The organism is Flavobacterium sp. AC274, assembly GCF_979258275.1.
This window is the reverse complement of sequence record NZ_OZ409852.1, coordinates 3,368,411-3,383,361: the sequence shown is the minus strand read 5'-3', so window position 1 is coordinate 3,383,361 and position 14,951 is coordinate 3,368,411. Positions and strand designations below refer to the sequence as shown.

Here is a 14,951-nt window from a genome sequence, read left to right as displayed (position 1 = left end):
TCATTTAAATATTGCGTAGTGGCTAACTTAAATTTACTTATATAACTTATATGATGGAAAAATTTTTAATTATAAAGTTTTAAAACTTTATCAAAATCTTTTGATGGTAAACCTGCTTTTTGGAAAGCGGCAAAATCCAATTTTGTTTTTTCTGTCCAGCTTAAACTGTCAGTAACATTTTGAGTCTGATATTTTTTATAAATCGCTTTTGCTTCGCTATAATCATCACTAACCAAATAAACATGCGCCAGGTTTAATTTGACTAATAGTTCTGTATCGTCTAACTTCTCACCTTCTTTTAATGATTTTATGGCTTTTGCATATTGCTTAGTCAAAATATAACAATAGCCTATAGAACTGTAGTCCAGTGCAGTTGCTTTTCCGTCATTAATTATGGTATTTAATTTAGGAATTGCTTCATTGTATTTTTGTTGCTTTATTAAAACCGAAGCCTGAGTTCTCAAATCATTATAAACATTTTTTGAAATGTCAGCATCTTTGTAGCAAGCGTTACCAAAATCTTTATAAACTTTGTTTTTTTCGATTGGCAATAACTTTTGAAACTCTGAATAACGATATTGTTTTGTTATTTTATCCATAATGCAAACACAAAAATCATCAGAATTGGCCATTTTTTGGGCCATTGTAGATGTTTTGCATAAGCTTATAATTTCGTTTTTATTGTCCTGATTCCAACCTCGATTTAGTTTTGTATCCACCCACGGCACAACTTCCAAAACTATTTTTTGATTTAAAACCCAGTTTTTACTGTGAAAACCAAACCATATTGTGTTTACGTTTTGTCCCAAACAAGAGGATTTATCTAGCGATAATCTTTTCGCATCTTTGCTTACAGCATCAACCTGAGCGTAACAAGCCTTGTCTGTTTTACCGTCTTCAATATATTTTTTTGCATTTTCACCCGAAGTAAATAATGCGTAAGTACAAGTATCGTCTCCGGAAATTTTTGACATTAAAAAAACTGCTCCGGCAGAACCCTGACTTATTCCTGTAGGATCCGGAATTGCTTTTAATACTGAAACTAAACTATTTGCCATTTGTTGGTTTTCGTCCAGAAGAGTAATTCTGTACACAATTTCGGTTGTTCCAACAGGTAAATCTTCAGTTGTCAGCGTGATTCGGTCACGTGCATAAACAATAATTTCTTTTGTCGTGGCGCGTTCTTTGTCCCAATAACCATCTTTTTGTGCAAAAGAGTTATAAGAAACTGTCATTAAAAGAAATAGGGCTATTTGTTTTAAATTCATTTTAGAAAATTTAGTTTAAATATTTCATGCAAATTTCAAGCCTAATTTTTTAGCATTCCCTGAATTCTTTTTTCAGCTTCTTCTTTTGTAATTCCTTCATAATAATCTTTTACAAAAGGATGGTCAAAATCCTGATGAGGAAAAATTTCCGGTCTGTCATTACCACTTTTGGTTACAACGGTTGTAGGAACGCTATTTGAAAATTTATATTGTGGAATATAATTGCAAAGCCATCCAAAATATTGTGTTTCATGATTTTCGTTATCAAAATTTTCGAGATAATCTTTAAAACTTTTTTCGCTTAAAGAAACCCAAAAACCATATTCAAGATCTTCACAATGGTCATTAACTTTTTGAATAAGAACACATCTGACAAATCGATCTACATGATCCGGATATTTAATTACACAAAAATCCTGATCTATCACAGCTATTTCTTCCTGTTCCTGAGGTGAAAGATTGTAAAAACTGCTAGGGGAATTATAGGTTAGTGCAGGCCAACTCTCATGTTCTTTCCCACAGCATTCACAAATAAATTTAATATTATCCATATTTGATTAACGAAAAAAATCTTTTTTAAACTTTGATAAAACATGTTCTTTTGTGGTCCCGGATATTTCGGGAACCACAAAAAAACATAGCTAATAGTTTGGAATCAGTTATTAATTACAATTCAATAGATTCTCCAATCTCTAAAAGCATTAAATCTTTTCCTTTATCGAAAAATTTGCGAATAGATTCTTCTTTGTTGATTTCGATATAACCAAAAGTATCAAAATGATAACCTAAGATTTTATCACATTCTACAAAATCAGAAGCAATTATGGCATCTTCAACATCCATTGTAAAATTATTTCCAATTGGAAGAATTGCCAAATCTAATTTTGTTCTTAATGGAATCAGTTTCATATCCATTGTAAGCGCTGTATCTCCGGCAATGTATATGTTTTTATGTTCACCTTCTATTACGAAACCACCAGGATTTCCTCCGTAACTTCCGTCAGGAAAAGAACTTGAGTGAATTGCGTTTACATATTTTACTTTTCCGAAATCAAAATTCCAGCTTCCGCCGTGATTCATCGGATGTGCATTAAGCCCTTGTTTTGCGTAATAACTTGTGATTTCTGCATTAGAAACAATTACTGCATTGGTACGATTTGCAATAGCTTCAACGTCAAGAACGTGATCGCCATGTGCATGCGTTAATAAAATATAATCCGCTTTTAATGTGTTTATATCGATTGCTGCCGCTTGTGGATTTCCTGTAATAAAAGGATCAACAATTATGTGTTTTCCTCCCACTTCGATACCTAAAGAAGCATGTCCGTAAAATGTAATTTTCATTTGATGAGTTTTTAAAATTGAACTTTATTTTATCTTCCGCCTAAGAAGAGATTAACGATGATGTCTGAAATCAGCGAAATCATACATACCGTTAATAATATAGAAAGTAAGAATGTACTAAGTGCGAGTTTTTTTAATTCCGGATCTAATAACTTAGGATTCTGGTTTTTATAAACAGTAATTAAATGTTTGGTTAAAGGTATATAAGCCAATAAAAACAAATATTGATCAAAACGATAATCACTCAATATCGCAAAAACCACAACCAAAAGCATAGCTGTTATAATCAAAGCAAAATGATAAATTTTTGCTTTTGCTCCACCCATTTGAACTACAATTGTATTTTTTCCAGATTTTTTGTCTGATTCTTCATCACGCATATTATTGAGGTTTAAAACTCCAACGCTTAATAAACCAATTGAAACTGCAGGTAAAATTAAAATAGGATCTACTTCTTTCGAATATAAAAAATTTACTCCCAAAGTACTTACAAGTCCGAAGAATACAAAAACAAAAATATCTCCAAAACCTTTGTATCCGTAAGCAGAATTACCAACTGTGTAACGAATTGCAGAAGCAATTGCAGCAATTCCTAATAGTAGAAAAAATATAGAATATCCGAAATTACTTTCTCCAAAAGCAAAATATATTAAAATAATTGCTGATAAAAAGGTCAATATCGAAGTAATTATGATGGCTTTTTTCATTGCCTGCGGAGTAATTACTCCACTTTGTATGGCACGTTGCGGACCAACTCTGTCAGCATTATCAGTCCCTTTTACACCATCTCCATAATCATTTGCAAAATTGGATAAAACCTGCAAACCAAGTGTCGTTAAAAGTGAAAAACCAAAAATTTTCCAGCTAAAAACTTCAGTTGGTGTATTGATAGTTTCGGTTGGGTTTGATAGGGCATAAATACTTCCTACTATTATTCCGGAAACTGATAAAGACAATGTGCGCAGTCTGGCGGCTTCAATCCAATGTTTCATTTATAATTTGTTTTGTTTAATTTTTGTTTCAGGTTTCAGGTTTCAAGTTTTGGATTTCGCAACTTGAAACCTGAAACTTGAAACAATTTTTAACTTCTTATGGCAACCATTTATTTTCTCCGAAATTTGGTTTTCTTTTTTCTAAAAACGCATTTCTACCTTCTTTTGCTTCTTCGGTCATATAGGCCAAACGTGTTGCTTCCCCTGCAAATACCTGCTGACCAACCATTCCGTCATCGGTTAAATTCATTGCAAATTTTAGCATTTTTATAGAAGTTGGTGATTTTTGAAGAATCTCCTGAGCCCACTCATATGCAGTATCTTCAAGCTCATCATGCGGAATTACGGCATTTACCATTCCCATATCCATTGCTTCCTGAGCAGAATAGTTTCTTCCTAAAAAGAAAATCTCACGTGCTTTTTTCTGTCCGACCATTTTGGCCAGATAGGCAGATCCGTAACCACCATCAAAACTAGTCACATCAGCATCAGTTTGTTTAAAAATAGCATGTTCTTTACTAGCCAAAGTCATGTCGCAAACCACATGTAAACTATGTCCGCCGCCAACTGCCCAACCAGGAACAACGGCAATAACCACTTTAGGCATAAAACGAATTAAACGCTGCACTTCGAGGATATTTAAACGGTGCTGGCCATCTTCGCCAACATAACCCTGATGTCCACGCGCATTTTGATCCCCTCCGCTGCAAAAAGAATAAACGCCATCTTTTGTTGATGGTCCTTCTGCAGAAAGCAAAACTACACCAATCGAAGTATCTTCTTGTGCATCGTAAAAAGCCTGGTATAATTCTGAAGTTGTTTTTGGGCGAAAAGCATTTCTAACATTTGGTCTGTTAAAAGCAATTCTTGCAACTCCATTACATTTTTTATAAGTTATATCTTCAAATTCTCTGGCAGTAATCCAATCCATTTCTATTTGTATCTTTTAAATAATTATAGTGTAAAAATAAACCATTTTTACATTTTTACCTACTCAATTTACTTTAAGTCTTTACTAAATTGTGGCTGAATGTTAACAAATAGTATTTACTTACAAAAAATAACATTATTTAACATTCGTTTTAAAAAAAGAAGTAATTTTACGCCCTAGAAATCAATTAGATACATTTATTTCATTGATTTCAGATTGATTTTCTTTCACTGATTTATTAACCTAAAAAATGATTTTTTTGAGAAAATTTAAAAAATTTGTCGCTCATTTTTTTGGGGTTTTGAATACTAAGACTTTAATTGATGGGCAAATGGTTTATGCATTTGTAAAAACTCAAAGGAGAGATAGTAACACCTAAGGTTAAAAAATAGAATTGTTTGCTCAATTTGTCTAACAAGGATTACGATAATGGGGACTTAATTAAAATTGAAGAACTTTCTATAAATATAAATATCAAACAAACCAAATGGTTCTGCCGTGAAATTGATTTTTTGCTTTTGATGCGAATGTTATAAGCTATTTAAAGACATACCAATCACGAAGATGATTTCTAAAATTTTTAAAGTCATTATCTTAATGATTGATTCGAATAATTTTATTTCTGTTTTTTTTTAATTACAATTTTTTTAAAACTAGAATAAAAAGGGAAAGGCTACTTGTAATGAGTAGCCTTTCTTGTTATAAATGGTTAAAATTCCAAAAAATAAATTCCAAATTCCAATGCAAACCGGATAATTTAACCGCAAAGTTCGCAAAAGCTTTTTATTGTAAGATTTTATAAAAAAGTTCGCAAAGCTATATGTGAACTTCGTTTTAATCTTAAGCTTCAATTATGCGATGCTACATTGGAATTTGGAATTTTATTTTTTTGGAATTTTAAAGAATCTATTCTTCTTTTACAAGATAAATCCCGTCTTCTTTAATTTCGATGAGTTTGTCTTTATATAAAGCTCCTACAGCCTTTTTAAAGGTTTTTTTGCTCATTTTCAAGACTGTTTTAATATCTTCGGGATGAGAATTATCATTTAAACGTAAAAAGCCTCTGTTGGCACGCAATTCATCTAAAATTTTCTCTGCATTTGGCTCAATACTTTGATATCCCTGCACTTGCAAGGCAACATCTATTTTATTGTCAGGACGAATGTTTTTAATATATCCGCGCATTCTGTCGCCGGTTCTAATCGCGTCGTCATACACTTCATCTTTATATAACAAACCTTTATGTTGCTCATTGATGATTACATTTATTCCTAATTCGGTAATATGTGAAACAATCAAATCAACTTCTTCTCCTTTTTCAACTGTAAGCTGATCGTTCGACAAAAATTGGTTCAATTTACTTGAAGCTACCAAACGATTTGTTTTTTCGTCCATATAAAGGTAAACCAGGTAACGTTTTCCTTTTTCCATTGGACGCGCCTGTTCTTTAAACGGAACCAGAATGTCTTTTTCCATTCCCCAATCCATAAAAGCACCAACCTGATTGATATAATTTACTCGCAAAAGAGCAAATTCATTCAATAATATATAAGGCTCCAGAGTTGTTGCAACCGGACGCTGTTCATGGTCTAAATAAACAAAAACAATAAGTTCTTCGCCTATTTCAAATTCATTGGGAACGTATTTATTGGGTAATAAAATGTCGTGAATTCCTTCGGGATCTTTTTCAGGATTCCCTAAAAACAAACCAACTTTGGTATCACGTAATATAGTTAGTGTATTGTATTTTCCTATTTCAATCATATTCTAAGTTTCTAAGCTGATAAGCAACTAAGTTTCTAAGCCGCAAATGTACGAAGTTTGAAAATGGTTCACAGAAAAATATTCCAGATAAAAAGGAAAAAGCGTTATTTGCTTCATAAATTTTGTTTTATAAAAAGAAAAAGCACCAAATTAATGGTGCTTTTGTATTTAATCGTTTTAATTTATTTGTAAACACTTTCTTTTTGAAGTGTACTGTCAATAGATAATAAACTACTGCTCTGTATTTATGTTTGTTTGCTTTGCCATACTTTTCTAAAACTGCATGAATTGCAGTATCTAATTCAGGACCGTTTGGTAAACCTAATTTTTTTATTAAGAAATTTTTCTTAACCGTATCTAATTCTGATTGTTGGCTTCCGGCAACTGTAGATGCGTCTGAGTTGTATATAGACGGTCCGCAACCTATTGTTACTTTAGTCAATAAATCCATATTTGGCGTTACACCACATTTTTCCTTTAAATCTTCTGCATACTTTTTAATTAATTCTTCTCTTGCACTCATAATAAATAGTTATTGATTGTTATTTTTAAAAATCAAACTTACATATTTATTATACAATTACAAAAAATTTAACCCAATTTAACTTACATTTTATAAATTAGATTAATTCCTTAAAAAATTGATTCAAAATGACATTGTTTTCAAAAGTGGGTGTGAAAATTTCCAGAATACTCGCAGCATTATTTTGATTGTATAATGAATGAATATTCTCGTTTAAAGAGTTCAAATCAGTTGCTGTCAAGTAATTCATTTTATACATCTTAGCCAAATGTTCAGCCGTTAATTGATGTGATGTTTCAAAATAAGTATTAAAAACAGGTTTTTCTTCATGACCCGGCAAAATCCTGAATATTCCTCCTCCTCCATTATTAATCAATATAATTTTGAAGTTATTTGGAATATTAGAATTCCACAAAGCATTACTGTCATACAAAAAGCTTATATCGCCGGTTATAAAAACATTTTGCTTTTTACTCCCTACCGAAGCTCCAATTGCAGTTGATGTACTTCCATCAATTCCGCTTGTGCCACGATTACAAAATACTTCGATAGAACTATCAATATCAATTAATTGTGCGTATCGAATTGCAGAGCTATTGCTTATTTGCAATTGACTGTTTTTTGGTAAGGTTTCAATTATTTTTTCAAAAACCTGAAAATCAGAAAATGGTATTTTACTTAGATATTCTTGTTTTCTTACCTTTCGCAAATCGTAAATCTTATCGATTTTAGAAAAATAATCACTTTCAACAAATGCTGTTTTCGAAAGCAAATCGGTAAAAAAATCATTTGGCTGCATTACAATATGTTTTGTTTTTGCATCAAATGTATCGTAGGCCCGCAAAGTATCTATGTGCCAATGTTGTTTTGGTTTGTATTTTCGTAAAAAAGCCTTAATTCTTTTCGAAACTATCATTCCTCCAAAAGTTATTAAAATTTCTGGTTGAAAGTCTTCAAAATCAACATTTTCAAATGGAGTAATTAAAGTATCGATACTATTAATAAAACTTGGATGATGAAGATTAGAAGTCGTTTCTGTCAGCACTACGACCGAAGGATCGTTTGCCAAATTTTGAACAATTTTATCATCAATAGTATTGGCTTCGTTAACACCAACCATAATTAATTTTCGCTTGGCAGAGTTCCAGACTGAAACTAATTCTTCGCTGTTTTCTATTGTTTTTGTTCCGATAATTTCTTCGGAAACGGTAATTTTTGGATGGATCGAAAGTGTATCTACGGTTTGATAAAGCGGTTCTTCAAACGGAGCATTGATATGAACAGGACCTTTTTGAAGAATCGCCGTTTCAATCGCTTTATTGATTTTTAAATCATTTTCTTCTGAAGCTTCTTCAGTTAAATTAGCATTAAAAACAGAATGATTCTGAAAAACATTTTCCTGACGAATCGTTTGTCCGTCACCAATATCAATTTTACTTTGCGGGCGATCTGCTGAAATAACGATTAAAGGAATCTGGCTGTAAAATGCTTCGGCAAAAGCGGGATAATAATTTAATAATGCTGATCCTGAAGTACATATAACAGCTGTTGGCTGTTTAATTTGCTGGGCTATTCCCAATGCAAAAAAAGCGGCACTACGCTCGTCTGCAATACTGTAACAGGTAAAATTAGGATTTTGGGCAAAACCTATTGTTAAAGGTGCGTTTCTTGATCCCGGAGAAATTATAATATTGGTGATTCCTTTTGCTAAACAAATTTCGATAATGCTTTGTGCAAGCGGTATTTTGGGGTAAATCATTCTTATAATGTATTATTTTTATAAAGAAAATCTTTAAGAGTAAGATTAACTTTTGATGTTACAAAGTTACAAACTTCGTACTGGATTTAACTTATAAATTAGGAAGATATTAAGACAGCTTTTGTAAAAAGAGGATATATTTGTGAAACGAAATTCCTAGTAAAAATTATAACATGCGTTTCTTATATATACTTTTTATATTCATTTCAATTCAAACAGTTAAATCTCAAAATCAGTTTATTCCTGATGATGTTCCTTATAAAACAGCTTTAGAAACTGCAAAAAATACAGGAAAACCACTTTTTATAATGCTTTATGCCGATTGGTGCCCGCATTGCAATCAAATGAAAAATGAAGTTTTTAGCGATGCAGCCGTAATGGATTTTCTGAAGAAAAATTATGTCTGCGTTTGGAAAAATATTGAAAAGGAAGAAGGTATTGCGCTAAAAGACAAATTCAATACTAAATCATTACCCACTTTTTTATTTTTGGATGATAATGAAACGCTTTTGTATGCTTTAAAAGGCGAAATGAAAAAAGGTGATTTTATGAGCGAGGCCAATTTTGCTTTGAATCCTAAAATGCAATTGCCTTATCTGGAAAAAGAGTTTTTAGCCGATAAAAGCAATTCAACTAAGTTTTTTGCTTATTTAAATACTTTAAAAAAAGGAAAAGACCGAACTGAATTATCGATTCCGACACATATTTATCTTGAAATGCAATCAGATGCTCAACTAGTTAGCGAAACAAACTGGCGCATTATTGCCAATGGTGTTACTGATATTAATTCGAGGGAATTTCAATATGTTTTAAAACACCAAAAAGAGTTTGCCGCCGTAGCTTCGCAAAATCGTGTTGATCGAAAAATAGAAAGTATTGTAACAGAGTTATTGCGCCCTTATGTAGATAATTTGGATACGATAAACTATTATAAACAAAGAGAAATTGCAAAGTCAATTCGTTTGCAAAAAACAGATTCACTCGTTTTTAAATTTGATTTAACTCTGGCCGAAAGAACCGAAAAATGGCAGTTTTATAAAAAAGTTACACTTGAGGATACTCAAAAATTAGTTTGGAGTGATGCCAGCTTCCTAAAAGATATTGGACAAACTTATCTGAAACATATTACTGACGAGGAAAGCCTTAAAAAATCAATTTCGTGGGTAAAACATTCTTTGGAATTAAATGATTCTTATGATGGTAATTTACTGACAGCAAGGTTGTATAATAAAATAAAAGATAAAAAATCAGCTTTAAAATACGCCAAAGATGCCAAAACAATTGCAAAGGAAATGAATTGGAATTCTAAAGATGTTGATGTTTTACTGGCAGAATTAAATAACAAATAAAATTCCAAAATATAAATTCCAAATTCCAATTATAAACATCATGAACATAATACTCAGATCCGCAACTACAGACGACTTAGATAAAATTCTTGAAATTGTAAATCATTCTATTTTACATACAACGGCAAATTATAGTTATGATATTCAGACTCTTGAAGTACAGACAAAATGGTTTGAAGATAAAAAAGCTAAAAACCTGCCTGTTGTTGTGGCCGATTTAGATGGCGAAGTAGTTGGTTTTGGCAGTTACGGACAGTTTCGCGAAAAAATTGGTTATCAATATACTGTTGAACATTCTGTTTATGTTGTAGATCATGTAATAGGAAAAGGTATTGGTTCTAAATTACTGACAGAATTAATTCGTTTAGCAAAAGAACAAGGCTACCATGTAATGATTGGCGCCATTGATGCTGATAATGCCGGAAGTATTGCTTTTCATGAAAAATTTGGTTTTGTGGCTACGGGAACGATTCGTGAAGTGGGTTATAAATTTGGTCACTGGCTTGACTTGGTATTTATGCAGTTGATATTAGTTTAAACCGCAAAGCTTTTTACTAATGTAATTTTGAACGCGGATGACGCGGATTCGCAAGCGAAGACGCAGATGTTCGCGGATTTTTCTCATAGTTTCTCAAATTTCTACGAAAGAGAATCACATCCAGAGAATGACATACTTTATGTTCATTTATATGATTCTCTTTTGTCAAAATAGCGTGCTTTTGAAAACATCTTTCAACATACTATTGCTATTATTTACTCTACCAGAAAAAAATCCGTACTAATCCGTGTTTTCGCTTGCGAATCCGTGTCATCCGCGTTCAATATCTCTCCAATATAAACTTTTGTAGATGTCGCAAGTGAGATTGCTTCGTTCCTCTCAAAGACGTTTTTGTCGTAAAAAAATCCACAAACTTGAGAAATTCAAATTTGCGGACTTTTAGGTTTGATAGTTTTCTAATTAACTTTTTATCCAGTTGATAACTTCAGGATCTGTTGGTAAAGTTCTAGGTTTGATAACTTTAGCCAATTCGCCTTTTTCGTTGATTAAATATTTTTGAAAATTCCATTCTACTTCAGAATCCTGTAAACCATTTTTAGATTTCTGAGTAAGGAATTTATATACTTCGCACATATCATCCCCTTTTACAGAAACCTTGTCCATCATCGGAAAAGTTACTCCATAATTTTGTTGGCAAAAAGCACCAATTTCTTCATTTGTACCTGGTTCCTGAGACGCAAAATTGTTTGCCGGAAAACCTACAATTACAAAACCTTTATCCTTATATTCTTTGTAAATTGCTTCAAGATCTTTGTATTGAGGCGTTAATCCGCACTTTGAAGCGGTATTTACAATCATTACTTTTTTACCTTTTAAAGAAGCAAAATCAAATGAATTTCCTGATAAATCTTCAACTTTAAATTGATAAATAGTTTCTTTTGTCATGACTTTATCCGTTTTAGGCGTTTTTGTTTTATTAGTTTGCGCTTGGTTTTGGCAACTAAATAAAAGTAGTGCGCCATACGCCATTATTATAATTTTTTTCATGTTTAGATTTTTTATAAAATTAATCAAAATCAGTTTCTTAAAGAGATTTTGGTTGCTTATTTTTTCTTAATCATAAGTTAAATAAAAAAATGAAGCCTAACGTTAATCACTCGTTAGGCTTCTCCCCATACAAACAAATCAAACCATGAAATTAATTTTATATATCTTTTTTATTTAAATTATAGCTGATGCACTGCGGTTATGATGAAAATTCTTTGTTCCTGAATTGTTAAACTTCCAAATACTTTCTGATTGGTGTTTACAATTTTTCAAATGGCTTATTTTCCTGGTTGTTTTATAATTCAGGAAAATTTTCAGTCTGGAAGTCCGAGTAGCATCAACTATAAAATTTTATAAATCCTGACTTATAACTTTCTTATAAGAACTGTTATTTTCTAAATTATCTATTTGATGTATTGTTGAAGAACTATGTCTAACAATACCTTTACGAAGAATAGTATCTGTGGAATTTGAATACTGCAAAACACTAGTTAAGGCAATGATCAATATTTTTAATTTATTTATGTTACTCATGATATTTTTTTTGATTATTAAATTTCTTTTTAATACTCTTAAAAGGCTCATACTAATCTTATATAAATCAAATTTTTAACCGGCTTTTATCTTTAATATTTTAATATGTATTATTTCACTTACTTTTATAATGGTATATACGAAACAGATTAAATTTTGGTTTTAAAAAAGTAAAAAAAAGTAAAAAAAATCGTTATTATTTTTAAAAGCCTTATTTTTAAAGGGTTGAGAACAATAAAAAAAAGTATTTTTTTCAAAAAAAATAAATTATCTTTATGTCATTGTAATAAAATATTTCCTAAAATTTTGTTTAAGCTTAAAAACCAAAATGTATGAGTCAAGAAGAATTATTAGTTTTAATTTACAAAAAAGACGAAAGAGCTTTTACCCATTTGTATGATATGTATTCTAAGAGTTTGTTTTCGGTCATCAATGTTCTCATAAAAAACCGTGAAGAAGCTGAAGATGTTTTGCAGGAAGTTTTTGTAAAAATCTGGAAAAATATAGATTCGTATAACGAAAGTAAAGGTCGTTTTTATACCTGGATCCTTAATATAGCTCGTAATACGAGCATAGATAAGTTAAGATCTAAAAATTTTAATAATAGCCAAAAAAACCTTTCTTCGGATAATTTCGTAAATCTGTTAGATGACAGTAATAAACTCACTAATAAAATTGACACCATTGGAATTCAGGAATTTGTAAAAAAATTGAAACCAAAGTGTATTGAAATTATTGACTTATTATTTTTTAAAGGATATACACAACAAGAGGCGTCAGAAGAACTGGCAATTCCGTTGGGGACTATCAAAACGCAAAACAGAAACTGTATTAACGATTTACGTAATTATTTAAAAATATAATGGAAGCACAAGAGTATATAGAATCAGGAATTTTAGAACTTTATGTTTACGGTTTATTAACCGAAACAGAAAATCTGGAGATAGCCGAAATGGCAAAGAAAAATCCCGAGGTTGAACAGGAGATCCTTGAGATAGAAAGAGCTATTATAGCTTTATCATCAAGTTTTTCACCTTTTCATTCTGTAGCTAATTTCGAAAAGATAAAAGCACGCCTAGAGCTGAAACATGGCAAAGTAGTAGATATGAAACCGGCATCAAACTGGTCTCAATATGTGGGCTGGGCTGCTGCAGTTTTAATGCTTTTGGGGCTTGGATATCAAACTTTAGAATTAACAAAAACCAAAGAAGCTATTGCAACTGTTGGTAACGAAAAGAATAAAATTCAGAGAGAGTTTGCTTATTTAGATCAGCAAAATAAAGAAACAGAGAAAAACCTAACCATTGTTAGAGATATCAAAAATACTGGTGTAACACTTGGCGGTCAGGCGGTTTCTCCAACATCTTTTGCCAAAGTATATTGGAACAAAGACACCAAAACGACTTATATTGATGCTGCAGGTTTGCCAAAACCTCCAAAAGGCATGGTTTATCAGGTATGGTCTTTAAAATTAAGTCCGGTTCTTACACCTACAAGTATTGGTTTACTGGATAATTTTGAAGAAAATGATCAAAAAATCTTTGCTGTAGAGCAAACAGATTCTGCTGAAGCTTTTGGAATTACGCTTGAACCTGACGGAGGAAGCGCAACGCCTACAATGGAACAATTGTATACTTTAGGAAAAGTATAAGATATAATTTTAAACAAAATTTAAAACGCATATTAATTTATTTTAATGTGCGTTTTTTTATTATTTTTAATTCAAAACACTAACAATCAAATATATGAACGGAAATTTACTTTTAAGAATCGCAACTGCAATCATACTTCTCTCCCACTCTGTTTTTGGAATTTTCAATAATGGTATAAACGATTTTGGAAATCTATATCTTAATCAGATTGGCTTTGCGCCGTTTGGTATTTTTCTGGCATGGTCAATAAAAATTTCGCACATCATTGCTGCTATATTGTTATTAATAAACAAATATGTTAAGCCTGCAGGTTTTGTAACTATTTTTATTTTGATAATGGGGATAATTTTAGTTCATTTTAAGGAAGGTTGGTTTGTTGTTGGCGGTGGAAGAAATGGTGTAGAATATAACTTTTTGCTGATTTTCGTTTTATTAGCCATTATGTATCCAAACGGTTTTAAGAAATCTTAATAATTTAAAAGTTTTAGAATATGGAAATAACCTGTAAAAATTGTAATCAGACTTTTAAAGGACATTACTGCAACAATTGCGGACAACCTGCTGATACGCACAGAATAAATGCACATTTTTTATGGCATGATATTCAACACGGATTATTGCATTTTGATAATGGGATTCCTTATTCAATTAAACAATTGTTTCTAAGACCAGGACATTCAATTCGGGAATTTATAGAAGGAAAACGAATAAGGCATTTTAAACCTTTGTCTTTAGTTGCCGTTTTGGGAGCGCTTTATGGTTTTTTGTATCATTATTTTCATATCAATTTATTTCAGGCTTCTGCAGATTTAGAGATTGATTTTAATGATTATAATGAGTGGATGGCTACTCATTTTGCCTGGGTTACGATTGCTACAATACCTATTTATACTATTGGAACTTATATTGTTTTTAGAAAACAAGGCTATAATTTTGTCGAATTATTTGTATTGAACACTTTTAAAGCTTCACAAAGACTTTCTGTGCAAATTTTGACATTTCCCATTCTGCTATATTTAAATAATATACATCATGCTGAGAGGTTTTCGACTATAACTTATCTTCTTGGTGTTATATTAATATTTTGGACAAACATTCAGTTTTTTAATAAAATGTCAAGAACAAGAGCTTTCTTTTTGACGATATTGAGTCACGTAATTTTTTGGGTTGTTTTTATAATAATACTACTTATAATTCTTGCCATGCTTGGAAAACTTCCCAAATAATTAATTACAAATGATTACTATTTGAATGTTCTAATGAAACCAAGTGCCTAGCCCTGATGGGAG

At 31.3% G+C, this 14,951-nt stretch carries 15 protein-coding genes; 6 read left to right on the top strand and 9 right to left on the bottom strand.

The genetic code is table 11. From position 1 onward, the window contains the following. Nucleotides 1-65: 65 nt before the first annotated feature. From ACZZZT_RS15030 to menD, 8 genes are all read right to left on the bottom strand, one after another. Nucleotides 66-1,268, bottom strand: coding sequence for a tetratricopeptide repeat protein (locus tag ACZZZT_RS15030; RefSeq protein WP_463460992.1), 1,203 nt, complete (start codon nucleotides 1,266-1,268; stop codon nucleotides 66-68). A gap of 41 nt (nucleotides 1,269-1,309) precedes the next feature. Next, entirely contained in the window at nucleotides 1,310-1,819 is a 510-nt protein-coding gene (locus tag ACZZZT_RS15025; protein ID WP_463460991.1) for a DUF2199 domain-containing protein, read from the bottom strand. Nucleotides 1,820-1,934: 115 nt separating this feature from the next. Further along, complete coding sequence (locus ACZZZT_RS15020; protein WP_073398244.1) at nucleotides 1,935-2,612, bottom strand: metal-dependent hydrolase; 678 nt, start codon at nucleotides 2,610-2,612, stop codon at nucleotides 1,935-1,937. A gap of 29 nt (nucleotides 2,613-2,641) precedes the next feature. After that, complete coding sequence (gene menA / locus ACZZZT_RS15015) at nucleotides 2,642-3,604, bottom strand: 1,4-dihydroxy-2-naphthoate octaprenyltransferase (protein WP_463460990.1); 963 nt, start codon at nucleotides 3,602-3,604, stop codon at nucleotides 2,642-2,644. A 97-nt stretch (nucleotides 3,605-3,701) separates the two neighbouring features. Next, a complete protein-coding gene (locus ACZZZT_RS15010; protein ID WP_035681238.1) occupies nucleotides 3,702-4,535 on the bottom strand; it encodes a 1,4-dihydroxy-2-naphthoyl-CoA synthase in 834 nt (277 codons plus the stop codon). 906 nt (nucleotides 4,536-5,441) lie between these two features. Beyond that, nucleotides 5,442-6,299, bottom strand: a complete 858-nt coding sequence (locus ACZZZT_RS15005; protein ID WP_463460989.1) for a CvfB family protein — start codon at nucleotides 6,297-6,299, stop codon at nucleotides 5,442-5,444. A 127-nt stretch (nucleotides 6,300-6,426) separates the two neighbouring features. Further along, nucleotides 6,427-6,822, bottom strand: coding sequence for a DUF2853 family protein (locus tag ACZZZT_RS15000; protein WP_463460988.1), 396 nt, complete (start codon nucleotides 6,820-6,822; stop codon nucleotides 6,427-6,429). 97 nt (nucleotides 6,823-6,919) lie between these two features. After that, on the bottom strand, nucleotides 6,920-8,581 hold the full coding sequence (menD, locus tag ACZZZT_RS14995) for a 2-succinyl-5-enolpyruvyl-6-hydroxy-3-cyclohexene-1-carboxylic-acid synthase (RefSeq protein WP_463460987.1): 1,662 nt from the start codon (nucleotides 8,579-8,581) through the stop codon (nucleotides 6,920-6,922). Between the two features lie 173 nt (nucleotides 8,582-8,754). Between menD and ACZZZT_RS14990 the strand changes: the two genes are divergently transcribed. Beyond that, nucleotides 8,755-9,930 carry a thioredoxin family protein gene (locus ACZZZT_RS14990; protein WP_463460986.1) on the top strand — a complete coding sequence of 392 codons (1,176 nt, stop codon included), beginning with the start codon at nucleotides 8,755-8,757 and terminating at the stop codon, nucleotides 9,928-9,930. A gap of 40 nt (nucleotides 9,931-9,970) precedes the next feature. Next, on the top strand, nucleotides 9,971-10,468 hold the full coding sequence (locus ACZZZT_RS14985; protein ID WP_463460985.1) for an N-acetyltransferase family protein: 498 nt from the start codon (nucleotides 9,971-9,973) through the stop codon (nucleotides 10,466-10,468). 420 nt (nucleotides 10,469-10,888) lie between these two features. On the opposite strand, the gene ACZZZT_RS14980 is transcribed toward ACZZZT_RS14985, so the two are convergent. Continuing rightward, on the bottom strand, nucleotides 10,889-11,476 hold the full coding sequence (locus ACZZZT_RS14980) for a glutathione peroxidase (RefSeq protein WP_463460984.1): 588 nt from the start codon (nucleotides 11,474-11,476) through the stop codon (nucleotides 10,889-10,891). 866 nt (nucleotides 11,477-12,342) lie between these two features. Here ACZZZT_RS14980 and ACZZZT_RS14975 point away from each other — a divergent pair. The 4 genes from ACZZZT_RS14975 (at nucleotide 12,343) to ACZZZT_RS14960 (ending at nucleotide 14,888) form a co-directional block, all read left to right on the top strand. After that, complete coding sequence (locus ACZZZT_RS14975) at nucleotides 12,343-12,873, top strand: RNA polymerase sigma factor (protein WP_042566920.1); 531 nt, start codon at nucleotides 12,343-12,345, stop codon at nucleotides 12,871-12,873. After that, nucleotides 12,873-13,661: an anti-sigma factor gene (locus tag ACZZZT_RS14970; protein WP_463460983.1), complete on the top strand. Its 789-nt coding sequence runs from the start codon at nucleotides 12,873-12,875 to the stop codon at nucleotides 13,659-13,661. Before ACZZZT_RS14975 ends, ACZZZT_RS14970 begins: the two co-directional genes overlap by 1 nt. Nucleotides 13,662-13,755: 94 nt before the next feature. Further along, the gene (locus ACZZZT_RS14965; RefSeq protein WP_463460982.1) at nucleotides 13,756-14,133 is read left to right on the top strand and encodes a DoxX family protein; all 378 of its coding nucleotides are present in this window, start codon (nucleotides 13,756-13,758) and stop codon (nucleotides 14,131-14,133) included. 20 nt (nucleotides 14,134-14,153) lie between these two features. After that, the gene (locus ACZZZT_RS14960; RefSeq protein ID WP_463460981.1) at nucleotides 14,154-14,888 is read left to right on the top strand and encodes a DUF3667 domain-containing protein; all 735 of its coding nucleotides are present in this window, start codon (nucleotides 14,154-14,156) and stop codon (nucleotides 14,886-14,888) included. The last annotated feature ends 63 nt before the right edge of the window (nucleotides 14,889-14,951 follow it).

Excerpts from the sequence above, each read along its gene's own strand:
- ACZZZT_RS15030 (WP_463460992.1), bottom strand. The coding sequence starts at position 1,268 with ATGAATTTAAAACAAATAGCCCTATTTCTTTTAATGACAGTTTCTTAT.
- ACZZZT_RS15025 (WP_463460991.1), bottom strand. The coding sequence starts at position 1,819 with ATGGATAATATTAAATTTATTTGTGAATGCTGTGGGAAAGAACATGAG.
- ACZZZT_RS15020 (WP_073398244.1), bottom strand. The coding sequence starts at position 2,612 with ATGAAAATTACATTTTACGGACATGCTTCTTTAGGTATCGAAGTGGGA.
- menA (WP_463460990.1), bottom strand. The coding sequence starts at position 3,604 with ATGAAACATTGGATTGAAGCCGCCAGACTGCGCACATTGTCTTTATCA.
- ACZZZT_RS15010 (WP_035681238.1), bottom strand. The coding sequence starts at position 4,535 with ATGGATTGGATTACTGCCAGAGAATTTGAAGATATAACTTATAAAAAA.
- ACZZZT_RS15005 (WP_463460989.1), bottom strand. The coding sequence starts at position 6,299 with ATGATTGAAATAGGAAAATACAATACACTAACTATATTACGTGATACC.
- ACZZZT_RS15000 (WP_463460988.1), bottom strand. The coding sequence starts at position 6,822 with ATGAGTGCAAGAGAAGAATTAATTAAAAAGTATGCAGAAGATTTAAAG.
- menD (WP_463460987.1), bottom strand. The coding sequence starts at position 8,581 with ATGATTTACCCCAAAATACCGCTTGCACAAAGCATTATCGAAATTTGT.
- ACZZZT_RS14990 (WP_463460986.1), top strand. The coding sequence starts at position 8,755 with ATGCGTTTCTTATATATACTTTTTATATTCATTTCAATTCAAACAGTT.
- ACZZZT_RS14985 (WP_463460985.1), top strand. The coding sequence starts at position 9,971 with ATGAACATAATACTCAGATCCGCAACTACAGACGACTTAGATAAAATT.
- ACZZZT_RS14980 (WP_463460984.1), bottom strand. The coding sequence starts at position 11,476 with ATGAAAAAAATTATAATAATGGCGTATGGCGCACTACTTTTATTTAGT.
- ACZZZT_RS14975 (WP_042566920.1), top strand. The coding sequence starts at position 12,343 with ATGAGTCAAGAAGAATTATTAGTTTTAATTTACAAAAAAGACGAAAGA.
- ACZZZT_RS14970 (WP_463460983.1), top strand. The coding sequence starts at position 12,873 with ATGGAAGCACAAGAGTATATAGAATCAGGAATTTTAGAACTTTATGTT.
- ACZZZT_RS14965 (WP_463460982.1), top strand. The coding sequence starts at position 13,756 with ATGAACGGAAATTTACTTTTAAGAATCGCAACTGCAATCATACTTCTC.
- ACZZZT_RS14960 (WP_463460981.1), top strand. The coding sequence starts at position 14,154 with ATGGAAATAACCTGTAAAAATTGTAATCAGACTTTTAAAGGACATTAC.